Annotated in this window: 22 protein-coding genes; 10 read left to right on the top strand and 12 right to left on the bottom strand. The window is 52.1% G+C overall.

The features are described from left to right. Positions 1 to 85 precede the first annotated feature (85 nt). On the bottom strand, positions 86 to 934 hold the full coding sequence (locus AC0IXI_RS21130) for an SDR family oxidoreductase (protein WP_471683061.1): 849 nt from the start codon (positions 932 to 934) through the stop codon (positions 86 to 88). 91 nt (positions 935 to 1,025) lie between these two features. Here AC0IXI_RS21130 and AC0IXI_RS21125 point away from each other — a divergent pair, with 91 nt between their 5' ends. Next, positions 1,026 to 1,415, top strand: coding sequence for a winged helix-turn-helix transcriptional regulator (locus AC0IXI_RS21125; protein ID WP_064515735.1), 390 nt, complete (start codon positions 1,026 to 1,028; stop codon positions 1,413 to 1,415). Positions 1,416 to 1,512: 97 nt separating this feature from the next. Here the strand turns inward: AC0IXI_RS21125 and AC0IXI_RS21120 are convergent, their stop codons facing one another. Next, complete coding sequence (locus AC0IXI_RS21120) at positions 1,513 to 3,444, bottom strand: bifunctional 2',3'-cyclic-nucleotide 2'-phosphodiesterase/3'-nucleotidase (RefSeq protein ID WP_471683060.1); 1,932 nt, start codon at positions 3,442 to 3,444, stop codon at positions 1,513 to 1,515. Between the two features lie 188 nt (positions 3,445 to 3,632). Between AC0IXI_RS21120 and cysQ the strand changes: the two genes are divergently transcribed. Then, positions 3,633 to 4,373, top strand: a complete 741-nt coding sequence (gene cysQ, locus AC0IXI_RS21115; protein WP_064515740.1) for a 3'(2'),5'-bisphosphate nucleotidase CysQ — start codon at positions 3,633 to 3,635, stop codon at positions 4,371 to 4,373. A gap of 4 nt (positions 4,374 to 4,377) precedes the next feature. Here cysQ and AC0IXI_RS21110 read toward each other — a convergent pair whose 3' ends face one another. Beyond that, positions 4,378 to 4,935 carry a YtfJ family protein gene (locus AC0IXI_RS21110; protein WP_064515743.1) on the bottom strand — a complete coding sequence of 186 codons (558 nt, stop codon included), beginning with the start codon at positions 4,933 to 4,935 and terminating at the stop codon, positions 4,378 to 4,380. 322 nt (positions 4,936 to 5,257) lie between these two features. Here AC0IXI_RS21110 and AC0IXI_RS21105 point away from each other — a divergent pair, with 322 nt between their 5' ends. Further along, entirely contained in the window at positions 5,258 to 5,464 is a 207-nt protein-coding gene (locus AC0IXI_RS21105; protein WP_064515746.1) for a DUF1107 domain-containing protein, read from the top strand. A gap of 185 nt (positions 5,465 to 5,649) precedes the next feature. Here AC0IXI_RS21105 and paeA read toward each other — a convergent pair whose 3' ends face one another. The 8 genes from paeA to msrA all read right to left on the bottom strand — a co-directional run bounded on the left by paeA (position 5,650) and on the right by msrA (position 14,385). Then, positions 5,650 to 6,987 (bottom strand): polyamine export protein PaeA, encoded by a 1,338-nt coding sequence (gene paeA / locus AC0IXI_RS21100; protein ID WP_471683059.1) that lies wholly within the window; start codon positions 6,985 to 6,987, stop codon positions 5,650 to 5,652. Between the two features lie 163 nt (positions 6,988 to 7,150). Then, complete coding sequence (locus AC0IXI_RS21095; protein ID WP_424221187.1) at positions 7,151 to 7,447, bottom strand: type II toxin-antitoxin system RelE/ParE family toxin; 297 nt, start codon at positions 7,445 to 7,447, stop codon at positions 7,151 to 7,153. Then, a complete protein-coding gene (locus AC0IXI_RS21090; protein ID WP_064515754.1) occupies positions 7,434 to 7,700 on the bottom strand; it encodes a type II toxin-antitoxin system ParD family antitoxin in 267 nt (88 codons plus the stop codon). Before AC0IXI_RS21090 ends, AC0IXI_RS21095 begins: the two co-directional genes overlap by 14 nt. 64 nt (positions 7,701 to 7,764) lie before the next feature. Further along, the gene (locus AC0IXI_RS21085; RefSeq protein ID WP_424221186.1) at positions 7,765 to 9,663 is read right to left on the bottom strand and encodes a heavy metal translocating P-type ATPase; all 1,899 of its coding nucleotides are present in this window, start codon (positions 9,661 to 9,663) and stop codon (positions 7,765 to 7,767) included. Next, positions 9,660 to 10,712, bottom strand: a complete 1,053-nt coding sequence (locus AC0IXI_RS21080) for an SPFH domain-containing protein (RefSeq protein WP_471683058.1) — start codon at positions 10,710 to 10,712, stop codon at positions 9,660 to 9,662. The genes AC0IXI_RS21085 and AC0IXI_RS21080 overlap by 4 nt, the downstream gene beginning before the upstream one ends. Further along, positions 10,705 to 11,688, bottom strand: a complete 984-nt coding sequence (gene hflC, locus AC0IXI_RS21075) for a protease modulator HflC (protein ID WP_422568252.1) — start codon at positions 11,686 to 11,688, stop codon at positions 10,705 to 10,707. The genes AC0IXI_RS21080 and hflC overlap by 8 nt, the downstream gene beginning before the upstream one ends. Beyond that, the gene (gene hflK, locus AC0IXI_RS21070; protein ID WP_471683057.1) at positions 11,685 to 13,652 is read right to left on the bottom strand and encodes a protease modulator HflK; all 1,968 of its coding nucleotides are present in this window, start codon (positions 13,650 to 13,652) and stop codon (positions 11,685 to 11,687) included. Before hflK ends, hflC begins: the two co-directional genes overlap by 4 nt. A gap of 94 nt (positions 13,653 to 13,746) precedes the next feature. After that, complete coding sequence (msrA, locus tag AC0IXI_RS21065; RefSeq protein ID WP_064515767.1) at positions 13,747 to 14,385, bottom strand: peptide-methionine (S)-S-oxide reductase MsrA; 639 nt, start codon at positions 14,383 to 14,385, stop codon at positions 13,747 to 13,749. Positions 14,386 to 14,598: 213 nt separating this feature from the next. Here msrA and tamA point away from each other — a divergent pair, with 213 nt between their 5' ends. Genes tamA through AC0IXI_RS21050 form a run of 3 tightly spaced genes read left to right on the top strand, consistent with a single transcriptional unit; the run spans position 14,599 to position 20,452 of the window. Then, positions 14,599 to 16,332, top strand: a complete 1,734-nt coding sequence (tamA, locus tag AC0IXI_RS21060; RefSeq protein ID WP_064515769.1) for an autotransporter assembly complex protein TamA — start codon at positions 14,599 to 14,601, stop codon at positions 16,330 to 16,332. Then, positions 16,329 to 20,105 carry an autotransporter assembly complex protein TamB gene (tamB, locus tag AC0IXI_RS21055; protein WP_271130163.1) on the top strand — a complete coding sequence of 1,259 codons (3,777 nt, stop codon included), beginning with the start codon at positions 16,329 to 16,331 and terminating at the stop codon, positions 20,103 to 20,105. Before tamA ends, tamB begins: the two co-directional genes overlap by 4 nt. A 2-nt stretch (positions 20,106 to 20,107) precedes the next feature. Then, complete coding sequence (locus AC0IXI_RS21050) at positions 20,108 to 20,452, top strand: gamma-glutamylcyclotransferase family protein (RefSeq protein WP_064515775.1); 345 nt, start codon at positions 20,108 to 20,110, stop codon at positions 20,450 to 20,452. A gap of 196 nt (positions 20,453 to 20,648) precedes the next feature. Here AC0IXI_RS21050 and ppa read toward each other — a convergent pair whose 3' ends face one another. Continuing rightward, positions 20,649 to 21,176 (bottom strand): inorganic diphosphatase, encoded by a 528-nt coding sequence (ppa, locus tag AC0IXI_RS21045; protein ID WP_064515779.1) that lies wholly within the window; start codon positions 21,174 to 21,176, stop codon positions 20,649 to 20,651. 293 nt (positions 21,177 to 21,469) lie between these two features. Between ppa and ytfQ the strand changes: the two genes are divergently transcribed. The 4 genes from ytfQ (at position 21,470) to yjfF (ending at position 26,100) form a co-directional block, all read left to right on the top strand. Further along, on the top strand, positions 21,470 to 22,426 hold the full coding sequence (ytfQ, locus tag AC0IXI_RS21040) for a galactofuranose ABC transporter, galactofuranose-binding protein YtfQ (RefSeq protein ID WP_064515782.1): 957 nt from the start codon (positions 21,470 to 21,472) through the stop codon (positions 22,424 to 22,426). Positions 22,427 to 22,567: 141 nt separating this feature from the next. After that, positions 22,568 to 24,070: a galactofuranose ABC transporter, ATP-binding protein YtfR gene (gene ytfR, locus AC0IXI_RS21035; RefSeq protein ID WP_471683056.1), complete on the top strand. Its 1,503-nt coding sequence runs from the start codon at positions 22,568 to 22,570 to the stop codon at positions 24,068 to 24,070. Between the two features lie 10 nt (positions 24,071 to 24,080). After that, positions 24,081 to 25,112: a galactofuranose ABC transporter, ATP-binding protein YtfT gene (gene ytfT / locus AC0IXI_RS21030; protein ID WP_134186290.1), complete on the top strand. Its 1,032-nt coding sequence runs from the start codon at positions 24,081 to 24,083 to the stop codon at positions 25,110 to 25,112. Next, positions 25,099 to 26,100, top strand: coding sequence for a galactofuranose ABC transporter, permease protein YjfF (gene yjfF, locus AC0IXI_RS21025; protein WP_422568248.1), 1,002 nt, complete (start codon positions 25,099 to 25,101; stop codon positions 26,098 to 26,100). Before ytfT ends, yjfF begins: the two co-directional genes overlap by 14 nt. Positions 26,101 to 26,126: the final 26 nt, after the last annotated feature.

Here is a 26,126-nt window from a genome sequence, read left to right as displayed (position 1 = left end):
TCATCGGGACTCACTCTCTTGCCGCCTTCCTGCAACTCGAATTATTAAGGATATAGGATCTTCAGCTTTAACGGAAAGTTAACATTTACAGCGCGGCGCGCATGCTCTCTGCAAGCGGAGTGGTTGGGCGGCCAATCAGGGCGCTTAGCTGGTGGCTGTCATCAAACAAACCACCTTTGGATGCGCCAACGTCAGAGTTTGCCAGCATTGCGGCTAACCCTTCTGGCAGGCCAGCACCCAGCAGCGCTGCCTTAAAATCAGCTTCTGGCAGGTTCTGATACACCACAGTTTTACCACTTTGCTTCGTTAGCTCTGCGGTCAATTCAGACAGCGTCCAGCCGTGGTCGCCCGCTAATTCGTAAACCTTGCCCGCCTGGTTATCCAGTGTCATGACTTTCGCAGCGGCAGCGGCGTAATCAGCACGTGCAGCCGCCGCGATTTTTCCTTCGCCGGTGCTGCCAATAAACACGCCGTGTTGCAGAGCGGGCGGTACGCTAGCCAGATAGTTTTCGGTGTACCAGCCGTTGCGCAGCAGCACAAATGGAATGCCGGATTGTTTTAGCATTTCTTCGGTGGCGATATGTTCATCTGCCAGGCCCAGTGGCGAGGAATCAGCATGCAACAGGCTGGTGTAGGCAATCAGCTTCACGCCCGCTTCTTTAGCCGCATCAATCACATTGCGATGCTGAACCGCGCGCTGGCCCACTTCGCTTGAAGAGATAAGCAGCAGTTTTTCCACGCCATTCAGTGCTTGCACCAAAGCCGCTTTATCTTCATAGCTGGCAGCACGAACCTGAACGCCACGGTCAGCAAATGATTTAATTTTTGCCGGGTTACGCACGATGGCAACCAGTTGGTCAGCCGCAACGGTATTCAGTAATTCTTCAACAACGAGTTGGCCAAGTTGGCCGGAAGCTCCGGTAATCGCGATCATGGTAAATCTCCTGTGGGTGTTCTGGTTAAGTTGTGCCACACTATCACCAGCACTAACTTAAAGTAAGTACGCACAAAAAGGTAAGTATGAAATGAGTGAGATTGAAACCCGCCCGCAGTCATTGACCGAGCAAATGCGCGATGGCAATTTATTTGCCGAGCAGTGCCCGTCACGAGATGTGTTAAAGCACGTCACCAGCCGCTGGGGCGTGTTGATTCTGGTGGCCTTGCAGGATGGGACTCATCGTTTCAGCGACCTGCGCCGCAAGATGAGTGGTGTGAGTGAAAAGATGCTCGCGCAAACGCTGCAATGGCTTGAGGCCGACGGTTTTGTAAATCGTAAATCGTATCCGGTTGTGCCGCCGCATGTGGAATACAGCCTGACGCCACTGGGTTGTGAAGTGGCCGTGAAAGTGGCTGAACTTGCCGATTGGATCGAAGGGAATTTGCCAAGAGTGTTAGCGTCCCGTTCGGAACGCTAACACTAAGCGGGTGGATGTCGCTAAGGGTAATCCCCCCTACAAAACCCTGCACTTGTAGGTCGGATTAGCGCAGCGACATCCGACAAAAGAACGAAAACTACTTACTTAAATCCAGCTGATAAATCGCAAACCCAATCTCGTCATTACCCACATTCTTCATCGGATACTGGCCTTTCTCTTTGATAAAGGCCGCCGCTTTGTCGCCCGGTGACGTTTCAAAGCGAATATCTAATTTCTGACTGCTGTGAATCGGCGCCAGGCGCCAGTTGTTATCAGCGGCCGGGTGGATCTCTTTGCTTGCGGTAATCCAGTTCGCCAGCACCGAGCGGTTTTCATCTGGTGACGCAAACGCAATATGGCTGTCGCCAGTTCCGGCAAACTTGCCGCCGTAGGCACGGTAGTTATTGGTTGCGACCAGGAACGTCGCGTTCGGGTCGATTGGCTTGCCCTTGAACGTCAGCCCTTTGATACGTTCGGCTTTCGGGTTAACCATCTGGCATTCGCCGTCGTAACGTGCCGGTTGTGACACATCAATCTGGTAATCCACGCCGTCGATAACATCAAAGTTATAGGTGCGGAAACCGTCCCAGTTGATCAGCGACTGGGGTTTCGTGCTGTTCACATCAATCTGGTTAAACTGCCCGGCGGAACATTCCAGCCATTCCTTGACCTCTTTGCCCGTAGCTTTCACCACCACCAGTGTATTTGGGTAGAGATACAAATCTGCGGCATTACGGAAGGTAAGCTGGCCTTTTTCCACTTCGACAAAACTGGCCGGATCATTCTTACGCCCGCCAACTTTAAACGGTGCTGCTGCGGAAAGTACCGGCAGATTCGCGAGGTCCGGGTCGCCCTGAATGTATTTTTCAACATAGGTGAGCTGCGCGTTATTCACCACCTGCACGGTTGGATCGTCCTGAACCAACGCCAGGTAGCTGTACATATTGTCGGAAGATTTACCGATTGGCTTGCTGACGAACTCGCGAGTGGCATCGTGATCGTGCTTCATCACTTCCACCAGTTTGGCATCTTCAGGCACCAGCGCTTTCTTCGCTACGCTGTCGTAAATCGGACGTGCTTCAGCTTTGCTGCTGGTGACTTTCCATGCGCCGCTATCGTTGTTGAGCACTAAATCGACCACACCCAAATGGTCGCCCCACATGCCTGGCATCACCGCCGGAATCCCGTTCAGCGTGCCTTTCTCAAGATCGACACCTTTGATATTGGCGAAGTCTTTGCCCGGGAATACTGCGTGAGCGTGGCCAAACAAAATGGCATCCACGCCTGGAACTTCGCTGAGGTAGTAAACCGAGTTTTCCGCCATCGCATGATAAGGGTCACTGGACAGGCCGGAGTGGGCGATAACGACCACTAAATCTGCCCCAAGCTTGCGCATCTCAGGCACGTACTGGCGAGCGGTTTCGGTGATATCTTTCACCGTCACTTTGCCTTCCAGATTGGTTTTATCCCACGTCATAATTTGTGGCGGCACAAAACCGATATAGCCGATGCGTAACGTCTGCTCTTTACCGTCTTTATCTTTCACTACCGTTTCTTTGATGACGTAAGGCGTGAACAGCGGCTTATTAGTTTTGGCATCAATAATGTTGGCATTCACATAGGGGAATTTCGCCCCCGATAGCGCCATATGTAGGTAATCAAGGCCATAGTTAAATTCGTGGTTGCCGAGGTTACCCACCGCATAATCCAGCGTATTGAGTGCCTTATAAACCGGGTGGATGTCGCCTTTTTTCAGACCCTTCGCCGCCATGTAGTCGCCCAGCGGGCTGCCCTGAATCAGGTCTCCGTTGTCGACCAGCACGCTGTTTACCGTTTCGCCACGTGCGGCATTGATTAAACTTGCCGTACGTACCAGTCCAAATTTTTCCGTTGGAGTATCTTTGTAGTAATCGAAATCCATCATATTGCTGTGGAGATCGCTGGTTTCCAGGATACGGAGGTCAACGGTTGCCGCATGAGCACTGGTAGCAACCAGCATGGCGAGCATCGTTGCGCTAAACTTGATCATGATTAAAGGTCCTTTTTAGAGATAGGCCGCAAAAGGCTATGTATATAAACGTTGTTGCTTACAATTGTGTGAAGTGTGCCAGAAAAAGGGCGAAGTAAACCGGAATGGGTTCACAGATAGCGCAACCAGGCGTGATGAGATATAAGTAAAACAACAGGTTAATCGCACGACACAACATGAGGTGGAGAATGTTAGATAAAATTTGCCAACTGGCTCGGGAGGCTGGAGTTGCCATCATGCAGGTTTATGATGGGCAAAAGCCGCTGGAGGCGACCCACAAATCCGATGACTCACCCGTAACAGCAGCAGACATCGCGGCTCACACCATCATACTGCAAGGGCTACAAACATTGACGCCGGAGATTCCGGTACTCTCAGAAGAAGATCCGCAGACTTGGGAAACCCGTCAGAGCTGGGATCGTTACTGGCTGGTGGACCCGCTGGATGGCACCAAAGAGTTCCTCAAACGTAACGGGGAATTCACGGTTAACATCGCGCTTATCGAAAAAGGCAAAGCGGTGCTGGGCGTAGTGTATGCGCCAGTGCTGAACGTGATGTACAGCGCGGCAGAAGGCAAAGCCTGGAAAGAAGAAAATGGCGTACGTAACCAGATCCACGTACGTGATGCCCGTCCGCCGCTGGTGGTAATAAGCCGCTCGCATGGCGATGATGAGCTGAAAGAGTACCTGCACCAACTGGGCGAGCACCAGACCACATCTATTGGCTCATCGCTTAAGTTTTGCCTGGTGGCAGAAGGGCAGGCGCAGCTTTATCCGCGTTTTGGACCAACTAACATTTGGGACACCGCAGCAGGCCATGCCGTGGCGGCCGCGGCAGGAGCACACGTTCATGACTGGCAGGGCAAGTCTCTCGACTACACCCCGCGCGAGTCATTCTTAAACCCAGGCTTCCGCGTTTCTATTTACTAAGCAACTATTTACTCAACAGTTCTCGCAGCAGGCTGATCACCTGCTGCACCTCTTCCTGCGTCAACGGCCCATCTTTGGCAAACTGCACGCGACCTTGTTTATCCAGCACCACAATTGCCGAACTGCCCGTCTCCAGCTGCCAGGATTTCTGCGCCACGCCATTACTATCGACGATAAATTGCGACCATGGGTATTGGGTTTTATTGCTCTCAAGGCTGCTGCGCACAAACATTCCGGTGCCCACAATAGCGTCATCGGTATTTACGATAGTGGTCGTCTGGTAGCGGTCATGTGGGAATTTTGCCGCTTTGATTGCCTCAATCAGCCCGGCATTTTTCTCTTTGGCGCTGGTACGGCCGGCAATATGCTGGAGCACTCGCACTTTTCCCACCAATTGCGCACTATTCCAGTTTTTGTAGCTAAACTTATCATTGTCGAGCATCAACTCACCTTTATCCGTAATACCGATAGGTGAGACACGCTGATTTTTCTCAAAAGTATGGGCCGATGCCGCAAGGGGTAACAACAGCAAGGTCAGCGCAAGAGTAGTACGTAGGGACATGATGACTCCTTATTATATGCAGGTGATCGGACCACTTATTATGACGTTTTAATCATATGTGCTGAATAGCTATCTGTCCCGCAACAACGATGCCAGTTTGCGGGCGACCGCACATATCCCTGGAATTTGAAGGCTTAGACTAAGTTTTGTTTACATTTGCAAAGAATATTCTGAGAAATTGTAATCAAACCGTAAATAAGATTGTGCAAACTAGGTGTCGGTTTGTATATGGACTATAGTTTCCAGGCACCAAATTTTTCGCCTCGTTTTGTCGGACCAAATGTGGAACCGCAGGGGTGTTAACACTGCAGGAGAAAAAAGAATGAAAATTTTCCAACGGTACAACCCGCTTCAGGTGGCGAAGTACGTGAAAATCCTGTTCCGTGGACGGTTGTACATCAAGGACGTTGGCGCTTTTGAATTTGATAAGGGCAAGATTCTTATCCCAAAAGTGAAAGATAAGCAGCATCTATCTGTTATGTCTGAAGTAAACCGCCAGGTACTGCGAATGCAGGCTGACATGGCATAAATATCCGTCATACTTCAAGCCGCAGATACGTTGGCTTGCCCCGTCACTCCAGTCACATAAAGGATTATGCTCCTGGAAATTCGTGGGCTTCGCCACCTTTCTGCAACTCGAATTATTTAGGATATTAAATAGAAGTACCAAAAACGGCACCCGAGGGTGCCGTTAGTGTTTCTGAGTTTTGAGAATTACGCTGCGTTCTGATCGTCTGCATCAGGCAGTTTTGGCGTCAACGGTGTCGGCTTATTGTCGATACGCGTCACCAGCAACTGGTCGATGCGGTAGTTATCGATATCCACTACCTCGAACTTATATCCGGAGAACTTCACCGAATCGGTGCGTTTCGGGATTTTTCGCAGCATAAACATCATAAAGCCACCGATGGTTTCGTAGTTTCCGGACTGTGGGAACTCGTCGATATCCAGTACGCGCATTACGTCGCCAATTGGCGTACCGCCTTCAACCAGCCATGAGTTCTCGTCACGCGCTACGATTTGCTCTTCCATACCCTGGCCGACCAGGTCACCCATCAGCGTGGTCATGACGTCGCTCAGCGTGATGATACCTACCACCAGCGCGTACTCGTTCATGATCACCGCAAAGTCTTCACCGGCAGTTTTAAAGCTTTCCAGTGCTTCGGAGAGCGTCAACGTATCCGGCACAATCAACGTATTACGCAGATGAACGCCACTGTTAAGTGCCATGCTCTGGTTGCCCAGCACCCGGTTCAGCAACTCTTTGGAATCAACGTAGCCAACGATATGGTCGATATCGCCATTACACACCAGGAATTTGGAGTGTGGATGTTCGGCGATTTTGTTCTTCAGGCTTTGCTCATCTTCATGCAAATCAAACCAGATGACGTTTTCACGCGACGTCATGGAAGAAGGCACGGTGCGCGATTCGAGCTCAAATACGTTCTCAATCAGCTCATGTTCTTGCTTGCGCAACACGCCAGCCAACGCTCCGGCTTCGAATACGGCGTAAACATCATCAGAGGTGATGTCGTCATTACGCACCATCGGCAGTTTGAAAATGCGGAAAATGACGTTTGCCAGGCCGTTAAAGAACCACACCAGCGGGCGGAAGATAAACAGACAGAAGCGCATCGGGTTGATGATTCGCAATGCAACAGATTCAGGCGAAATCATACCGATGCGTTTCGGAGTGAGGTCTGCAAACAGAATGAACAAGCTGGTGACCAGGGTAAAGGAGGTGATAAAGCTCAGTTGGTCAGCCATTTCTGGCGAGAAGAAACGCTCCAGAAGCACTTTAAAGGCTGGGGAAAACGCCGCATCGCCGACGATACCGCCGAGAATCGCCACCGCGTTCAGGCCAATCTGCACCACGGTAAAGAACATGCCAGGACTTTCCTGCATTTTCAGTACGCGTTGCGCGTTAAGGTTGCCATCATCAGCCAGCAACTTGAGTTTAATTTTGCGGGAAGCAGCCAGTGAGATCTCCGAAATCGAGAAGAATGCACTGACGGAAATAAGAAGAAGTATTAATAAAATACTGTTTAACATAGTTTATCCGGCTTTGAGCCAGAGCCTCGGAAGGGTAGTTGAAAATCTAAGGGTTAAAACGTTTTGACTGCCAGTCCGTGGAGGTTGGGCCAGCAATTTCAACGGGTAGTATAGCGTAAGGGTGTGTGAGGCTGCCAGAGGGCATAATTTGGGCTGCTAATCACTAATACCAGGAAAGATGCCGGGTCGCATCCTGCGCATGGCTGAGTATACGAATGACCGTAATACTGGTCCGGGCGTAGAGAAAGAAAATGACGTGCTGCTCAACTGGCAGCGAACAGATACCGTCACCTAATTCGGGTCGTAATGTGCCCACGTTGTGCGCTGAAAGAACACTGAAAATATCTGAAAACCGCGTGATGTAATAATCAGCTTTTGCTTCTCCATAGCGTTCAAAGCTATATAACCAGATAGATTCAAGATCCTCTTGCGCTTTCGGTGTCAGTTCAACTGTTCTCATCCTTTGATTTCGCCTTTTCTTTCATCCGTTTTAGAAAAGTATCTTGTTCCCAGATTTGTGGGACTCCGCTGCTGATGCCTTCAGCCAGCAGGTCGCGTAACTGCTGTAATTTGGATTCTGCCTGTTTTTCCCTCAGCAGCCGTAAAGCATCTCGCAACACTTCACTTTGTGTTCGGTAATCTCCTGAATCGACTAATGAATCAATAAAGTCACGCAGTTCGTCACCGAGATCGACCGTTACTGTTCGAGCCATCAAAATTTCTCCATGTAAGACTTGTTCTTACAAATAGTATAAATTTTGCTGGGCCTTATTTCCATCACCCGCTCAACTTTTCTTCAAACCTTAATATCCTTCCCGCATTTCCCAGTACCAACAGCGTGCTTAGGTTATGCAGTATCGCAGCGATCACCGCACCTGATGCACCCAGCCAACCGAAAGCGGCGGCGACGACAATCACTAGCGTCCAACCCAGCCCAATCAGCACGTTCATCTGTAAAGTGCGACGGCACAGGCGGCTTAAACGCACGCATGTGCCAAGACGGCGCAAGTCACCGCCAATCAACACGATATCGGCTGATGCCATGGCGATATCAGAGCCACCTGCACCCATCGCAACGCCAACCACACCCGCTTTAATTGCCAGGGAATCGTTAATCCCATCGCCGACTACCATTGGCCTGAAGCCATTGTCGATTTGCACACTGACCTGGTGGAGTTTGTCAGCAGGTAATGCCCCAGCTATAACGTCGCTAATCCCCACGTTCTTCGCGATGCGTTGTGCCACGGCTTCACGGTCGCCGGTCAGTAATAGTTGATGGTTAAGCCCAAGATCACGCAGCTCCGCCATTGCACTGGCCGCTTCGTCACGTAGACTGTCGGCCAGTAAAATCCAGCCACGGAAACGCCCTGCCAGCACCAGGCCGACAATCGGCCCGTCGTGTGGCGGTTCTTCCGGTAAATCAGCGACCTGAGTTTTTAACAGCTCATGTCGGCCGAGATAAGCCTCGCCCGCCGCTGTAGTGGCAGAAATACCCAAACCCTGGTGTTCATGCACATTTTCAAGTGCAGGCCACACACTTTGCGGGGCGATATTGACCAGCGCACGGCTGACCGGGTGGTTACTGGTGGCCCCAAGACTCGCCGCCAGTGCAGACAGAACTTCCGGCGATTCTCCCGCTTCAGGAATCAGCTCATGAAGTTGCAGCTTGCCGTGTGTGAGCGTGCCGGTTTTATCAATAATCACCGCATTCAGTTCGGCTAATTCTTCGAGGAACGCCGCACCGCGAATCAGAATGCCGTGGCGAGCAGCAACGGTTAGCCCGGCAATAGATGTTGCAGGCGCGGAAAGCACCAACGCACATGGGCAGGCCGCTACTAATACCGCCAACATGGCCTGGTCGTTTTGCGTCAAAAACCAGGTGCTCGCGGCAATCAATAAAACCAGCAGAAGATAACGCGCCGCGTGACGTTCAAGCAGGCGAGTAATCGGTGGGCTGGCTTGCTCGGCACTTTGCATTAATGCCACTACGCGACCGAGTGTTGAGGTTTCGCCGATGTGCGTCACTTCAATTCGCAACCGCCCATCAAGATTGATTGCGCCACCGTAAACGTTCATGCCCGGTTTCACTTCCAGCGGTACGGATTCACCCGTGATCGGTGCGGTATCCAGGCTTGCCGTTCCTTCCAGCACGCGCCCGTCAGCAGGTAACCGGTCGCCTGCGCGCACTTCGACGATGTCACCAGCCACCAGTTCGTGGTTGTCAATTTCATGGAGATTGCCGTCTGCATCAAAGCGTCGCGCCCGGCTGTGGGTCAATTTGCTTAGCGCTTCAATCGCTTCTTGCGAACCAATCATACTGCGCTCTTCAAGGATATGGCCGACGATCATAATCAGCGGCAGCAATGCGGCAGTGAGCAAATCCCCAATTGCCCACGAGCCAATTAGCGCCAGCGCAACCAGTTGGTCGGTAATACCATGCAAGCTCGGGTAACGCAGGCTGTAAAAGGCGTGGCGCAATACCGGAATGCCGACCATCAGCGATGCAGCACCCAGTAAGATATCGGCCACCGCGACTTGATCGGGTGCCAGGCTACGCCATAGCAGACCAAGAATTAATGTGCCGCTGGCGACTAATGCCAGTATCAACTGCCGGGTAATCTGCCGTTGTTCCTGATGGCTCAGTGCGCCGCCGGGGTTAACAGTGTGGGTACTCATGGTTTAGAAGGTTCCTTTTGCCCAGCAGCTTGCAGGATCAAATTCGCATCATCTTTTGGAGAGACGGTAATGACGGATTCAGCTTGCGCCAGAATTGCCGCAATGCGTTCGCGGTAAACTCGCGCTAACAAATCAGGGTCGTGCGGGCTGTTGGCCAGGCGATTCACCATTGCCGTGTCGGACTGAGCTTTCGCCACTCGTTCCCGGGCCTGTGCCTGAGCGGTCTGGCGCGTCTGGTCGGCAAGCTGGGTGGATTTCTGGCGAATTAAAGAGGCGTCGGTATTGGCGGTGGCTATTGCCTGCGACGCTTGCTGGCTGGCAGTTAATACCGCATTGAATGCGGTGACTGTGGTTTCCGGCAAGGTGGATTGCACAGTAACCCGCTCAAGCGTAATCCCCAGGTCACTGCCTGATTGTGCCAGGCGCTGCAAATTTTGCTCGACGTTGCGCTGAACATCAGCACGCAGGCGTTCGCGTTGCTGGGCGACATTTAAATCGCCGCTGACCATTTCCGGGCGGGCGACAAGAATAGTATCCAGATCGCGCGCGGCGCATACCGCCACGGCAGCACGCTCAACCAGCCGGTCGAGAGCCGGAATCACATGTTCGCCCTGCAATACATACGCCATTGGCGTGACGACACGGTAAAACACGCTGATATTCAGCTGCACCACGCCTGAGTCACCAGTAAGCAGATACCCGGAACCCGCCAGTGCATCGCTGCTGTTATCGCCACGAGCATCGGCATGCAGCGCATCATTCGAGCGTAGTAGCGCCGTAACGTGGTGTTCAATCACGCGGTCAGGTGCCGGAACCATCACCACATCGTTAATCGGCTGCGGCCAGGTGAGCAATAAACCCGGTTCGGCAATTCGCTGCTGCGCGCCGAAGTGAAGCACCACGGCACGGCTGTCTGCGGGTATCTGGCGAATATTTGAAAACAACCACGACGCTGCTGCCAGCAGTGTCAGGGCATACAGTGCGTAAAATGCGAGGCGTATCGACTGTGTCCACGGGCCCGCAGGTTTATTTTTTTGATGCTCACTCATGAGTTGTATCCAGCTTTGGCCCTTCTACCAGCAGGCGGAACGGTGCGGCATCAGTGCGTAACACCAGACGGGTGCTGGAATTAACTACGCCGCTGAGCGCATCAAGCTGGCGTAACAGGCTGTATAGCTGAGGTGAACTGGCGTACGCCTTGCCATAAATTTCGGCGGCTTGCGCCTGAGATTGCGCTTCGATATCGGCAGCCTGAACCTGGGCTGTCGCCTCCACAATGCGGGCATCACGCTCTGCCGCCGAGCGAATTTCAGCCGCGGCGCGTTTGCCTTCAGCGGTGCGTTCAGTCGCAATGGTTTCGCGCTCGGCACGCATTCGATCGACTGTGGCGTTAAGCGTTACCGCGGGCAGGGTCAGGCGTTCGGTTCCAACCTGCACCAACCGGATACCGTAGCTTTCCAATAATGGCTGGCTGATTTGCGCCTGCAGATGCGATTCAAACTGGTCTAACTGCACTTGTTTGCTGTCGGTATTAACCAATTGAGAGAGCGTAAAGCCACTTGCGGTAGTTTCGAGTGCCGAGCCGAGATAAGCACGAATTTGCCGTGCCGCTTCATCGGGTTGGTTTTGTACCGCGCGCATAAAGCGCTGCACATGCTCAGGGGTATTATCAACCTGCCAGACCGCATATGACTGCACAATGATGCGCAACCCGTCCCGCGTACCCACATCCTGCAATCCGCTCGAAGTCGTTCGCAGGCGTAGATCTACGGCGGTCGACATTTCAAAAGGTGCGGGCAGGCGCCACGCAAGACCTGGATTGAGCAGTACGCGTACCGGATTACCGAACCGAGTAATAATCAGCGATTCGCCAGAGCGAACCTGCACAAGGCTTGCGGCGGCGGCAAGAATGAGTACCAGCGCACTTGCGCCAGCAATGCGCTTCCAGGCTTTAGTTACAGGAGCGTCAGAATGGTGGCTGTGGTGGCAACCGCTACTGCAACCATGATGATGTGAATGGCTCAACGGGAAGACTCCTGTGTCGGTTTGGAAGGTGCATCGTTGCGTGCTGCCTGGCTTAACGAGGGAAACTCGCGCAGGTCGATAGTGGGCTGCGAGGTTGCGCCAATACGGTGGTCGATAATTAACAACGGGCTTTTGCCTAAAGTCTGGTGCAACTGGCTAAACCATAATTCATCGACAAACACCTGGCCGGATTTCGCCACTGCTTGTTTCTGTGCGGCAAAACGCACAGCCGTTGACTGCGCTTTACTGGTCACATCGGTAGCGTTCATCTGTGCCTGGTTCTGGCGCGCGGTAGCCGTAGTTTGTGCGCTGGCGGCCAGCTCTGCCGCATGCCCACGTTCGCGTGAAACCAGCGCTTGAGCTGAAATTTGCGCGGCTTGTACGCCGTGGAAAGCATCAGCAGCCCCTGCTGGAGGGTGGATAGCTTCGGCGACGGTTGAGAGCAGTTCTACACCACTATCCAGGCCATCGAGTTTTTGCTGCACTGCCTGCTTAATCTGGCTTGCTAACTCGATGCGCTGTTCCCCTAAAACTTGCTCAAGAGTCAGCGAGGAAAACTGATGCACCATTACCTGGTTTGCAGTGCTACGAATCAACTCTGGCAAATTCACGCTGTTATAGGTTGCCGCCAGTGCTGCGTTATCGGTTAAGCCAACGCGCCACATAAAACGGACATCGCTATTAATGATTTGCAGACCCTGCTGGTTACCGCTCTGGCTGGCAATAATCTGCGCTTTATCAAAGCTATGAATCGCATCCCACAGGCGATCGGCGCTTTGCGGAGCATTCCCTTCGGCATTCGCCAGCGGCTCCGCAGGCGTATCGGCTTCTTCTCCAGCAGCTAACTCATGGACCTGGCCATTTTCCGCCAGTATCACCTGGCCAAAAGGCCAGGGCAGCCCGTAATGCAGGCCCGATGGCAGCACGGCAACCGGTTTGCCAAAGCGTTCATAAATACCGCGTTGGGTTGGGGAAACTTGCTGCATCCCGGTCAACAGCCAGCCGCAAAACAGCATGACTGCCAGCACCGGTAAAAATGCCCGCCGCAATACCGTGAATGCCCAAAGCTGGCGTAAATCAATTCCAAAGTGGTGGTGCAACTCGCGTTGTAAAAAAAGTAGCGTGCGTGGCGGCCAGACGAGTTGTGCTGCCAATTGGCTTTGAGCAAGGAACTTGGGTTCGCAGCCTTCTTCACCTGGTGGTGTGAATAGTGAGAACAGGCCGCGCAGCAGAAACTCAATCGCTACCAACACCACAAGGATCGCAGGCAGATTGACCAACAATGAGAGATTTGTTGTTGGGAATATCAGTGCGGGCAAAGAGAGCAATTGCACCGCGAGAGTCAGGCGTAATATCGGCGCAATGAATTTAGCTTCCGGCCAGGCTTCGTTTGATGTAGCTGCCAGATGGCGCTCCGCAACCAGTGTGACAAACATCGCCAATGCAATAATGCCGACCGCCACCCAGCGCAGGTTGCCCTCATCCAGCGAGACATAATTGGTTCCCCAGCCTGCCTGTGTGACGAATAACACGAATGCCGCCATCGAGGCCAGCCAGACACCATCACTCTTAAGTAACGCATTGATGCGTTCAAAGTTGATGGGAATGAGTGCGCCAAGCCGTTGATAAATTGTCGGGGGAGGTTCTGTTTCAGTAGGAGCCGTTTCGGATTGAAGCGCTGGTGAGAACTTTTCTGCCCGCCACTGGCAAATTCGCTGTGCATTGTAGATAGCGGTAGCTAGCAAGGTGAGCACGGCGGCCTGGCTGCTTAATAAAGCCGTCCAGCGTGAAGATGACTCGATAATGCTGACAATCAGCGCCACCACAATCATCAAAAAAATTAGCGCGCTTAATCCGAAGACTAATCTAGCAGTCAGCTTCGCCTGCGATGACGCTAAAGAGTAACGAGCCTGAGAAGTTAACGGTGAAGAGTCCGTTGGTTCAGAAAATTGGGAGGGCTGCATGGAGTCATTATTGGAGTTTAAATGTTACCATATAACATATCACAGCCCTCATTTACCCGTAAACGAAACGAGGGTAACCGATTGTACAAATGCTTTAACTCTGTGGCGGCAAACACACACCAATTCCACCAATGCCGCAGTAGCCGTATGGATTTTTGTGCAGATACTGCTGGTGGTCGTCCTCGGCATAATAGAACGGACCGGCGTTGGCAATTTCAGTCGTAATGTGGCGCTCGTCTCCGGAGAGAGTCATCGCCTCCTGGAAGCGTGCGAAGCTTGCGCGGGCAGCGGCATCCTGTTCTGGCGTTAATGGGTAAATTGCGGAGCGATATTGTGTACCAACGTCACCACCCTGGCGCATTCCCTGTGCTGGATCGTGGTTTTCCCAGAACACTTGCAATAACTGTTCGTAACTTACCTCTTGCGGGTCGTAAACCACGCGCACCGCTTCTGTGTGTCCGGTCATTCCGCTACACACTTCGCGATAGGTTGGGTTAGGCGTAAAGCCCCCGGCATAACCTGCGGCGGTGCTGTAAACCCCTGGAATTCTCCAGAACATTCTCTCGACACCCCAGAAACACCCCATTGCGAAATAAGCGATCTCCATCCCATCTGGTACATTTGTCATGGAATGCTCGTTTACCGCATGTAAAGAGGCGATTGGCATCGGGGTATTGCGACCAGGCAACGCTTCTGACTGCGTTACGGGATGGGTTTTCTCAAATAATTTCATCAGTCATGCTCTCCCGATGTTGGCTAAATTTAACAACAACCGCCATGCGGTTGTAACGAGGCGTGTTATTGCAGACAATAACTCCTCTGTATGAGACTACAGTACATATAAGAATTATTTGGGTTATTGTGCAGTTTTCAACCCCAATTGTTGGGGTTTTGTAACAAAGACGTTTCCTTCCAGGGGTGGGAACAAGGATATTCAGGAGAAAACGTGCCACGATTCCGTACTATTTGCTCAGCTTGCCTATGCCTGGTAAGCACGTGGGCCAGCGCTGCCAACGTGCGTTTACAGGTGGAAGGGCTAAGCGGTGAACTGCAAAAAAACGTTCGCGCTCAGCTTTCAACTATCCAGAGTGATGAAGTTACGCCAGACAGGCGTTTCCGTGCGCGTGTGGATGACGCTATCCGTAATGGATTGAAAGCGCTCGGCTATTATGAGCCAACCATTGATTTCGACCTGCGGCCACCACCAGCCAAAGGACGCCAGGTTTTGATTGCCAAAGTCGATCCCGGCCCGCCAGTGCTGATTGGCGGCACCGATGTGATTCTGCGCGGCGGAGCACGTGACGATAAAGACTACATCGCGCTGCTTGGTGAGCGCCCGAAGATTGGCACTATCCTCAATCATCACGATTACGACAGCTTCAAAAAAGACCTTTCCAACATTGCGGTGCGAAAGGGCTATTTCGACAGTGAATTCCTTAAAAGCCAGCTAGGTGTTTCGCTTGAGCGCCGCCAGGCGTTCTGGGACATCGATTACAACAGCGGCGAGCGTTATCGTTTTGGTGCCGTGACTTTTGAAGGCTCACAAATTCGCGAAGAGTACCTGCAAAATCTTGTGCCTTTTAAACAGGGTGATTACTACCAGTCGAAAGATTTGGCGGAGTTAAACCGCCGTTTATCAGCGACAGGTTGGTTTAATTCGGTGGTGGTTGCGCCGGAATTCGACAAGTCTCGCGAAACCAAAGTATTACCGTTGCATGGTGTTGTTTCACCACGTACTGAGAACACCATCGAAACCGGTGTGGGTTATTCCACCGATGTTGGGCCGCGCGTAAAAGCGACGTGGAAAAAACCGTGGATGAACTCTTACGGCCACAGCCTGACCAGCAGCATCAGCCTTTCCGCACCAGAACAGATCGTTGATTTCAGCTACAAAATGCCGCTGCTTAAAAACCCGCTGGAACAATATTATCTGGTGCAGGGCGGCTTTAAAGCGACCGATCTGAACGATACTAAGTCCGACTCCAGCACCCTTGCGGTCTCACGATACTGGGATTTATCCAGCGGTTGGCAGCACGCCATTAACCTGCGCTGGAGTCTCGATCACTTTACCCAGGCAGACGTAACCAACACCACGATGCTGCTTTATCCGGGTTTGAGCCTTAACCGTACCCGTTCGCGTGGTGGTTTGATGCCAACCTGGGGCGATTCCCAACGCTATTCGATTGATATTTCCGACACCTCATGGGGCTCGGACGTCGATTTCGGGGTATTCCAGGCGCAGCAAGTCTGGATTCGAACGTTGCAGGAAAAACACCGTTTTGTGGTGCGTGGCAATGTGGGTTGGATTGAAACCAATAACTTCGACAAAGTGCCGCCAGACTTACGCTTCTTTGCCGGTGGTGACCGCAGTATTCGCGGCTATTCCTACAAATCCATCTCCCCTGAAAACGACAAAGGCGAACTGACCGGTGCGTCAAAAATGATTACCGGATCGCTGGAGTATCAATACAACGTTACCGGGAAATGGTGGGGGGCGGTGTTCGTCGATTCTGGCGAAGCAGTCAACGATATCAAACAGAGTAACTATAAAACGGGTGCAGGCTTTGGCGTACGCTGGCAGTCGCCGGTTGGGCCCATCAAACTCGATTTAGCGGTCCCGGTGGCTGATAAAGATGAGCATGGTTTACAGTTTTACATCGGTTTGGGGCCTGAACTATGAGTCGTTGGAAGAAAATAAGCCTCGCGGTGTTGGTTTTTGTGGTGCTGTTGATTGGTGCTGTGGGTTTCCTGGTGGGGACTACCACCGGGCTGCACGTCTTATTTAACGCCGCAAACCGTTGGGTGCCGGGGCTGGATATCGCAAGCGTCACGGGCGGCTGGCGCAATTTGACCATCAAAGGTTTGCGCTACCAACAACCTGGCGTTGATGTGAATGCCGGCGAAATTAATCTGGCTGTGAAACTAGGCTGCCTGCGTGATAGCAGCCTGTGCGTGAATAATCTCTCGCTTAAAGACATTGATGTCGTTATCGACAGCAAAAAAATGCCTCCGGCAGCACCGGTTCAGGAAGAAGACACCGGCCCGCTCAATCTCACCACGCCGTATCCGATTACCCTAAGTCGCGTGGCGCTTAATAACGTCAATATCAAGATTGATAACACCACTGTTTCGGTGATGGAGTTTACTTCCGGCCTGAACTGGCAAGAACGCAACGTGACCGTTACGCCAACCAATCTCGAAGGTTTGCTGATTGCATTGCCGAAAGTGGCCAAAGTTGCTCAGGAACAGGTGGTTGAGCCGAAGATCCAGAACCCGCAGCCAGAAGAGTTGCCGCTGGGCGAAACGCTCAAACAATTGTTTGAAAAGCCAGTTTTGCCTGAAATGACCGATGTGCATTTGCCGCTGAACCTGAATATTCAGGAATTCCGTGGGGCGAACTTACGCCTGACTGGCGACACCGATTTACTGGTCAGCAGCCTGTTGCTAAAAGTCAGCAGTATTGATGGCTCTCTTAAGCTTGATGCACTGGATGTGGATTCCTCGCAAGGGCTGGTCAACGCTACTGGTAGCGCGGAATTACGCGATAAATGGCCGGTCGACTTAACCTTAAACACCACGCTGAATATCGACCCAATCAAAGGTGAAAAGGTGAAGATGAAGATTGGTGGGGAGCTGCGGGATGTGCTGAAAGTGGGCATGAATCTCTCAGGCCCGGTTGATCTTGAACTCACTGCGCAAACTCAGCTTGCTGAAGCAGGCTTGCCGCTCAATCTTGAAGTGGTCAGTAAGCAACTTTACTGGCCATTTACCGGGAAGAAAGAGTACCAGGCCAACAACCTGAAACTGAAATTCAGCGGCAAAATGACCGACTATAAATTGTCGTTCCGTAGCGATGTGAAAGGCGAGCAAATTCCGCCAGCCACCATCACTCTGGATGCGGCAGGCAACGAGCAACAGCTTAATCTCGACAAGCTGCGTGTCGCTGCGTTGCAGGGCAACACTGACTTGAAAGCGGTGCTCGACTGGAGCAAAGCCATTAGCTGGCGTGGCGAGCTGAAACTCGACGATATCAATACGGCGAAGCAATTCCCGGACTGGCCTGCGAAACTCAACGGTCTGGTGAAAACCAGCGGCAGTTTGTATGGCGGCAGCTGGCAGGTGGATGTCTCCGAGCTGAAACTTGCTGGGAATGTCAAAAATAACAAACTAAACGTAACCGGCAAGCTCAACGGCAACAGTTACATGCAGTGGAAAACTCCTGGGCTGCATATAGAACTGGGGCGCAACAGTGCTGATGTTAAAGGGGAGTTAGGGCCGAAAGATCTGGAGCTTGATGCCACCATCGATGCACCAAATCTCGACAATGCTTTACCGGGACTTGGCGGCACAGCGAAAGGCACGATTAAAGTGCGTGGCGATGTGAAAGCGCCGCAGCTGCTGGCAGACCTTACCGCGAATAACCTCCGCTGGCAGGAGCTGTCGATTGCGCGAGTCTTGCTGAAAGGGGATGTGAAATCCACCGATCAAATTGCCGGGAATCTGGATCTGCGCGTTGAGCGTATTTCCCAGCCAGGTGTCGATCTCAGCCTGGTAACGCTTGACGCAAAAGGCTCCGAAAAACAGCACCAGCTAAAACTGCGCATTCAGGGCGAACCCGTGTCCGGGCAGCTTGATTTGAGCGGCAGCTTCGACCGTGCGGAGGAGCGCTGGCGTGGCAGTCTTAGCAATACGCGATTTGAAACGCCAGTTGGCCCATGGTCACTTAACCGTTCATTGGCGCTCGATTACCGCAATAAAGAGCAGAAAATCAATATCGGTGTGCATTGCTGGACTAACCCGAATGCCGAACTTTGTGTACCGCAGCCGATTGATGCAGGTGTGAAAGGCCGTGCGCTGGTCAATCTGAACCGCTTTGATCTGGCGATGCTAAAACCGTTTATGCCAGCTGATACACAAGCGGTGGGAACATTTAGTGGCCGTGCGGATGTGAGCTGGGATGCGGAATCTGAAGGCTTGCCACAAGGTTCAGTTACGCTCACGGGCAACGGCGTGAAAGTCACGCAAATGGTGAACGACAGCCCGCTGCTGGTGGCGTTCGACACGCTTAATCTCAATGCCGAGCTTAAAAACAACCAGGCCAAACTAGGCTGGTTGATTCGCATTGCTCAAAATGGCCAGTTCGATGGTCAGGTTCAAATTAGCGATCCACAAAACCGCCGCAACCTGGCGGGGAATGTGAATATGCGCAACTTTGATTTGGCTATCGCCAATTCGGTGTTCTCACGCGGAGAAAAAGCCGCTGGCAAGATTAACGCTAACTTACGTCTGGCGGGGAATTTGGAGCGCCCGCAAGTCTTCGGCCAGTTGCAAGTTAACGGCGTGGATATCGACGGCAACTTTATGCCGTTTGATATGCAGCCAAGTCAGTTGGCAATGAACTTTAACGGTATGAACTCGACGCTTGCCGGAACAGTGCGTACGAAGCAGGGTGATATTGCTCTGAGTGGCGATGCTGACTGGACGCAAATCGACAACTGGCGTGCGCGCGTGGCGGCGAAAGGCAATAAGGTACGCATTACTGTGCCGCCGATGGTGCGCCTTGATGTTTCGCCTGACGTTGAGTTTGTTGCGACTCCGAGCTTGTTCACGCTTGATGGTAGTGTAGACATCCCGTGGGCACGTATCGTGGTGCACGAAGTCCCGGAAAGCTCAGTGGGCGTGTCCAGTGATGAAGTGATGCTGGATAAAAATCTGAAGCCGATTAAACCGCAAACGGCAAGCATTCCTATCAACAGTAACTTGGTTATTCACGTTGGTAACAACGTGCGCCTGGATGCGTTTGGTTTGAAAGCGCGTCTGAATGGTGATTTAAAAATGGTGCAGGACCGTCAGGGTCTCGGCCTGAACGGGCAGATCAATATTCCTGAAGGGCGTTTCCATGCGTACGGACAGGATCTGATCGTGCGTAAAGGCGAGCTGTTATTCTCAGGTCCACCAGACCAGCCATTATTAAATATCGAAGCGATTCGTAACCCAGAAGCGACAGAAAACGACGTAATAGCTGGTGTTCGTGTCACGGGAACAGCAGATGAGCCGAAAGCTGAGATATTTTCTGATCCGGCCATGTCACAGCAAGAAGCCTTGTCCTACCTGCTTCGCGGGCAGGGTTTAGACAATTCTGGCGACGATGGTAACGCCATGACATCAATGCTTGTTGGCTTGGGGGTTGCACAAAGTGGTCAGGTTGTGGGTAAAATCGGCGAGACGTTTGGCGTAAGCAATCTGGCGCTTGATACCGCAGGGGTGGGGGATTCCTCACAAGTGGTGGTCAGTGGCTATGTACTGCCAGGTCTCCAGGTTAAATATGGAGTGGGTATTTTTGACTCATTGGCGACACTAACACTGCGTTATCGCCTGATGCCTAAGCTGTATCTGGAAGCGGTGTCTGGTATCGATCAGGCACTTGATCTGCTTTATCAGTTTGAGTTTTAGCTATGCGAATTTTTGTTTACGGCAGTTTACGACGCAAGCAAGGTAACAGTCACTGGATGACCAACGCCCAGTGGCTTGGGGATCATCATGTTGAAAATTACGCTTTATACAGCCTTGGCCATTATCCGGGGGTAGTGCCGGGTGAAGGTTCTGTGGTGGGTGAAGTGTATCGTATTGATGCTTCTACACTCTCTGAGCTTGACGCTTTGCGCACTAAAGGTGGCGAGTATAAACGTCAGCTAATTCAGACACCTTACGGCAGTGCATGGATGTACGTGTACCAACGATCGGTGGATGGATTAACCCGCATAGAAAGCGGAGACTGGTTGGATAAAGATCAGTTCTAGTTATACCCGTCATACTTCAAGCTGCATCTTTGTTGGCTGCGTTCACTCGCCCGAATCACTTACTTATGTAAGCTCATCGGGACTTGTTCTCTTACCGCCGCGATGCAACTCGAATTATTTTGGGTATATATACTTTCGACATAAAAAAACACCGCCAGATGGCGGTGTTTTCACAAGCATTCAGCGAGGCTGAGAATTACTTCTTAGCGCGCTCGAAGGAAGCAACGATTTCAGCTTTAGCTGCTGCTGCATTGTCCCAGCCTTCAACTTTAACCCATTTGCCTTTCTCGAGAGCTTTGTACTGCTCGAAGAAGTGGGAGATCTGCGCTTTCAGCAGTTCTGGCAGGTCGTTCACATCTTTAATGTGATCGTATTCTTTGCTCAGTTTGGTGTGCGGAACCGCAACCAGCTTGGCATCTTCGCCAGCTTCGTCAGTCATTTTCAACACGCCAACTGGACGGCAACGAATAACAGAACCTGGTTGCAGTGGGTATGGAGTTGGGACCAGAACGTCAACCGGGTCACCGTCTAAAGACAGGGTGTGGTTGATGTAACCGTAGTTGCACGGATAGAACATTGCGGTAGACATGAAACGGTCAACGAACAGAGCGCCGGTGTCTTTATCAACTTCATATTTGATAGGATCAGCGTTTGCTGGGATTTCGATAACAACGTAGATGTCTTCTGGCAGATCAATACCCGCAGGGACGTTGAGTAAGCTCATGTCTTTTTCCTTTAAACTGGTGTCATTCAAGTGCCGCGTATTATAGCTAACTCGATTTAAATGTCTTCGCCTCTTTTTGCCTTCATTTCTCACCTGCTGCCGTTTCCAGAACCTTCCGACAACGGGAAAATCCATAAACATAGCCGTATTCTTTATAAACTTATGTAAGCGGTTACAAGGTTATGCGCGACTTGTTGGAATTGTGATGTAACTCATTCTGTTACACCACACGTCGCCTATAGTTTTTTCGACGCCCAGATTTTAACCAACAATAACCCTACGAGGATGTCCCTATGTGGAAGCGCTTACTTTTGGTCTCTGCAGTCTCCGCAGCCATGTCGTCTATGGCAATAGCTGCTCCGTTAACGGTCGGATTTTCGCAGGTAGGTTCTGAATCCGGCTGGCGAGCAGCTGAAACATCGGTTGCGAAGAGTGAAGCCGAGAAACGCGGCATCACGCTGAAAATCGCAGACGGCCAACAAAAACAAGAAAACCAGATTAAAGCCGTACGTTCATTTATCGCCCAGGGCGTAGACGCAATCTTCATTGCGCCAATCGTCGCCACGGGTTGGGAGCCAGTATTACAAGAAGCAAAAGAGGCCAAAATCCCAGTATTCCTGCTCGACCGTAATATCGATGTGAAAGATAAATCGCTGTACATGACCGTCGTCACCGCTAACAACGTGCTGGAAGGCCAGTTGATTGGTGAATGGTTGCTTAAAGAGTTGAATGGTAAGCAATGTAACGTGGTTGAACTGCAAGGCACCGTGGGCGCGAGCGTGGCAATTGACCGTAAGAAAGGTTTTGCGGACGCCATTTCTAAAGCATCCAACGTGAAAATCATTCGTTCTCAGTCTGGCGACTTTACCCGCAGTAAAGGTAAAGAAGTGATGGAGAGCTTCATCAAAGCTGAGAACAACGGCAAAAACATCTGCATGGTTTACGCGCACAACGATGACATGGTGATCGGTGCGATTCAGGCAATCAAAGAAGCGGGTCTGAAACCGGGCAAAGACATTCTGACCGGTTCAATTGATGGCGTGCCGGATATCTACAAAGCGATGATCGATGGCGAAGCCAACGCAAGTGTTGAGCTGACACCAAACATGGCAGGACCTGCGTTCGATGCACTCGAGAAGTTCAAGAAAGATGGCACCATGCCTGAAAAAGTGACCATCACCAAATCAACGCTGTACCTCCCGGATACCGCGAAAGAAGAGCTCGAGAAGAAGAAATCGATGGGTTACTGATGAGTTATGCCCCTCCCGAAACGGAGGGGCTGTTTTATGTAGGGCGGATAAGCGTAGCGTCATCCGCCATTAAGGCACGGGCCAGATCGAGGGCGCTGCGCTTATCTCACCCTACAGTTGTGCGTTGGCAGGAGTGCGTTCATGAACACAAATAACAATCAGGAAATTCTGCGCACGGAAGGCTTATCGAAACATTTCCCAGGGGTTAAGGCGCTCGACAAAGTGGATTTCAGCCTCAATCGGGGTGAAATCATGGCATTACTGGGTGAAAATGGAGCAGGGAAATCAACGCTTATCAAAGCCTTAACCGGTGTTTATCAGCGCGATAGCGGCAATATTTATCTCGAAGGGGAACAGATTTCCCCGAAGAATACCGCCCATGCCCAACAACTCGGCATCGGTACGGTGTATCAGGAAGTCAATCTACTGCCCAATATGTCGGTGGCGGATAACTTGTTTATCGGCCGCGAGCCGCGTCGCTTTGGGTTTATACAACGCAAAGAGATGGAAAAACGCGCCGCCCTCCTGATGGAATCCTACGGGTTCTCGCTGGATGTCGCCGAACCGCTCAACCGTTATTCCGTCGCGATGCAGCAAATCGTTGCGATTTGCCGGGCCATCGATCTTTCGGCCAAAGTGCTGATTCTCGATGAACCTACCGCCAGCCTCGACACCAAAGAAGTTGAAATGCTGTTCACCCTGATGCGCCAGTTGCGCGATCAGGGCGTAAGCCTGATCTTCGTTACCCACTTCCTCGATCAAGTTTATGAAGTCACCGACAGGATCACCGTTCTGCGCAACGGATCGTTTGTTGGCACGAGAAATACAAAAGATCTGCCGCAGATAGATCTGGTGAAAATGATGCTGGGGCGCGAGCTGGACACTAATGCACTTAACCGTGCGGGCCGCACTTTACTGAGCGATAAACCGGTCGCTGCGTTTAAAGATTTTGGTAAGAAAGGGGTGATCAACCCGTTCAATCTTGAAGTCCGTCCGGGTGAGATCGTTGGTCTGGCGGGTTTATTAGGATCCGGGCGCACCGAAACCGCCGAAGTGATATTTGGGATCAAGCCCGCGGACCAGGGCAATGCGTGGATCAAAGGCAAGCCGCAATCACTTCGATCGCCGCATAAAGCTTCGTCGCTGGGTATTGGTTTTTGCCCGGAAGATCGCAAAACTGACGGCATTATTTCCGCCGCTTCAGTACGTGAAAATATCATTCTGGCGTTACAGGCCCAACGCGGCTGGCTGCGCCCCATCCCTAAGCGTGAGCAGTATCAGATAGCCGAACGGTTTATTCGCCAGTTGGGGATCCGTACGCCTGGCCCCGATCAACCGATCGAGTTTCTCTCCGGCGGTAATCAGCAAAAAGTTCTGCTCTCGCGCTGGCTGTTGACCAAACCGCAGTTTCTGATCCTCGACGAACCGACGCGCGGGATCGACGTTGGCGCACACGCCGAAATTATCCGTTTGATCGAAACGCTGTGTGCCGATGGCCTGGCGCTGTTAGTTATCTCCTCTGAACTGGAGGAACTGGTGGGCTATGCGGATCGTGTGATCATCATGCGTGACAGGCAGCAAGTGGCTGAGATCCCGCTCGCGGAGCTTTCCGTGTCGGCAATTATGAATGCCATTGCGGCATAAGGAGTAACACGTGATGCCTCGTTCATTGCCGCAAACGGATGCCGAAAAGCCAAAGCGAAATTTCCGCTGGCCGCCGGGTATTCCGCAGTTGGTCGCGTTGGTGCTGGTGCTGTTAGTCGATAGCCTGGTCGCCAATCACTTCTTTGATATTGTGGTGCAAAACGGGCGGCTGTTCGGCAGCCCGATAGATATTCTCAACCGTGCGGCACCGGTCGCATTACTGGCAATCGGCATGACACTGGTGATCGCCACTGGTGGCATTGACCTTTCCGTTGGCGCGGTGATGGCGATTGCTGGCGCTACGGCGGCGACGTTAACTGTCGACGGGCACAGTCTGACGGTAGTTATTCTGGCGTCACTCGGCGTGGGGGTTCTGGCGGGGCTGTGGAACGGCATTCTGGTGGCCATCCTGAAGATTCAGCCATTTGTTGCCACGCTAATCCTGATGGTAGCCGGGCGTGGTGTGGCGCAACTTATCACCGCCGGGCAAATCGTTACTTTTGATTCACCAAACCTCTCGTATCTGGGCAGCGGTTCGCTGTTCTTCTTCCCGACGCCCGTGATTATTGTGCTGGCAACGCTGCTGGTCTTCTGGCTGTTTACCCGCAAAACGGCGTTGGGCCTGTTTATCGAATCGGTTGGGATTAACATTCGCGCGGCGAAAAACGCCGGGGTCAATACGCGCATTGTGGTGATGCTGACTTACGTTTTGAGCGGCCTGTGCGCGGCCATCGCCGGGATTATCGTTACCGCCGATATTCGTGGTGCTGATGCCAACAACGCCGGATTGTGGCTGGAACTGGACGCCATTCTGGCGGTAGTAATCGGTGGCGGTTCGTTGATGGGCGGGCGCTTTAACATCGCGCTTTCGGTAATTGGTGCGCTGATTATTCAGGGGATGAACACCGGCATCCTGCTTTCCGGTTTTCCGCCTGAGCTTAACCAGGTGGTGAAAGCGGTGGTGGTGATGTGCGTGCTGATTGTTCAGTCGCCACGTTTTATTGCTTTGCTCAAAGGACTACGTCGCCATGATCAAACGTAACTTGCCGTTGATGATTACCCTGGCGGTGTTTGTGCTGGGGTATCTGTACTGTCTGACGCAATTCCCCGGTTTTGCCTCAACGCGGGTAATTTGCAACATCCTGACTGATAACGCGTTCCTGGGGATTATTGCCGTTGGCATGACCTTTGTGATCCTCTCCGGCGGCATCGATCTTTCTGTCGGTTCAGTGATCGCCTTTACCGGGGTGTTCCTCGCTAAAGCGATTGGCTTCTGGGGCTTGTCGCCGCTGGTGGCCTTCCCGCTGGTGCTGCTGATGGGCTGCGCGTTTGGCGCGTTTATGGGCTTGCTTATCGACGCGCTAAAAATCCCAGCCTTTATTATCACCCTTGCTGGGATGTTCTTCCTGCGTGGGGTCAGCTACCTGGTTTCGGAAGAGTCCATTCCCATTAACCACCCGATTTACGACACGCTTTCAAACCTTGCCTGGCGCATTCCCGGCGGTGGGCGTTTGAGTGCCATGGGCTTGCTGATGCTGGCCGTGGTAGTGATTGGTATTTTCCTTGCGCACCGCACCCGTTTTGGTAACCAGGTTTATGCGATTGGCGGCAACGCAACGTCGGCAAACCTGATGGGGATTTCCACCCGCAGCACTACAGTGCGCATTTATATGCTTTCAACCGGGCTTGCCACACTCGCCGGTATTGTCTTTTCGCTCTATACCTCAGCAGGTTACGCGCTGGCAGGAATGGGTGTTGAGCTGGATGCGATTGCCTCAGTGGTTATCGGCGGCACGCTGTTAAGTGGTGGCGTTGGGACGGTGCTGGGCACGCTGTTTGGCGTGGCGATTCAGGGGCTGATTCAGACCTATATCAACTTCGATGGTACGCTCAGTTCGTGGTGGACGAAAATCGCCATCGGCATTTTGCTGTTTATTTTCATCGCCCTACAGCGCGGTTTGACGGTGTTGTGGGAAAACCGTCAAAGCTCGCCAGTGAAGCGGATTAACGTGCGTCCTGGTCAAAGCTGAATCGCTTTGTCTAAACTTTCTTCGGT

It is taken from the genome of Buttiauxella sp. AC038 (assembly GCF_979253565.1).
Note: the sequence above shows the minus strand (reverse complement) of the source record. Positions and strands in the feature narration are given on the sequence as shown.

Bases quoted from the DNA above. Each gene is read 5' to 3' on its own strand.
- AC0IXI_RS21130 (WP_471683061.1), bottom strand. From the start codon at position 934: ATGATCGCGATTACCGGAGCTTCCGGCCAACTTGGCCAACTCGTTGTT.
- AC0IXI_RS21110 (WP_064515743.1), bottom strand. From the start codon at position 4,935: ATGTCCCTACGTACTACTCTTGCGCTGACCTTGCTGTTGTTACCCCTT.
- tamB (WP_271130163.1), top strand. From the start codon at position 16,329: ATGAGTCGTTGGAAGAAAATAAGCCTCGCGGTGTTGGTTTTTGTGGTG.
- cysQ (WP_064515740.1), top strand. From the start codon at position 3,633: ATGTTAGATAAAATTTGCCAACTGGCTCGGGAGGCTGGAGTTGCCATC.
- ytfR (WP_471683056.1), top strand. From the start codon at position 22,568: ATGAACACAAATAACAATCAGGAAATTCTGCGCACGGAAGGCTTATCG.
- AC0IXI_RS21085 (WP_424221186.1), bottom strand. From the start codon at position 9,663: ATGAGTACCCACACTGTTAACCCCGGCGGCGCACTGAGCCATCAGGAA.
- AC0IXI_RS21080 (WP_471683058.1), bottom strand. From the start codon at position 10,712: ATGAGTGAGCATCAAAAAAATAAACCTGCGGGCCCGTGGACACAGTCG.
- hflK (WP_471683057.1), bottom strand. From the start codon at position 13,652: ATGCAGCCCTCCCAATTTTCTGAACCAACGGACTCTTCACCGTTAACT.
- yjfF (WP_422568248.1), top strand. From the start codon at position 25,099: ATGATCAAACGTAACTTGCCGTTGATGATTACCCTGGCGGTGTTTGTG.
- ppa (WP_064515779.1), bottom strand. From the start codon at position 21,176: ATGAGCTTACTCAACGTCCCTGCGGGTATTGATCTGCCAGAAGACATC.
- paeA (WP_471683059.1), bottom strand. From the start codon at position 6,987: ATGTTAAACAGTATTTTATTAATACTTCTTCTTATTTCCGTCAGTGCA.
- AC0IXI_RS21120 (WP_471683060.1), bottom strand. From the start codon at position 3,444: ATGATCAAGTTTAGCGCAACGATGCTCGCCATGCTGGTTGCTACCAGT.
- AC0IXI_RS21090 (WP_064515754.1), bottom strand. From the start codon at position 7,700: ATGGCTCGAACAGTAACGGTCGATCTCGGTGACGAACTGCGTGACTTT.
- AC0IXI_RS21095 (WP_424221187.1), bottom strand. From the start codon at position 7,447: ATGAGAACAGTTGAACTGACACCGAAAGCGCAAGAGGATCTTGAATCT.
- AC0IXI_RS21050 (WP_064515775.1), top strand. From the start codon at position 20,108: ATGCGAATTTTTGTTTACGGCAGTTTACGACGCAAGCAAGGTAACAGT.
- AC0IXI_RS21125 (WP_064515735.1), top strand. From the start codon at position 1,026: ATGAGTGAGATTGAAACCCGCCCGCAGTCATTGACCGAGCAAATGCGC.
- msrA (WP_064515767.1), bottom strand. From the start codon at position 14,385: ATGAAATTATTTGAGAAAACCCATCCCGTAACGCAGTCAGAAGCGTTG.
- AC0IXI_RS21105 (WP_064515746.1), top strand. From the start codon at position 5,258: ATGAAAATTTTCCAACGGTACAACCCGCTTCAGGTGGCGAAGTACGTG.
- ytfQ (WP_064515782.1), top strand. From the start codon at position 21,470: ATGTGGAAGCGCTTACTTTTGGTCTCTGCAGTCTCCGCAGCCATGTCG.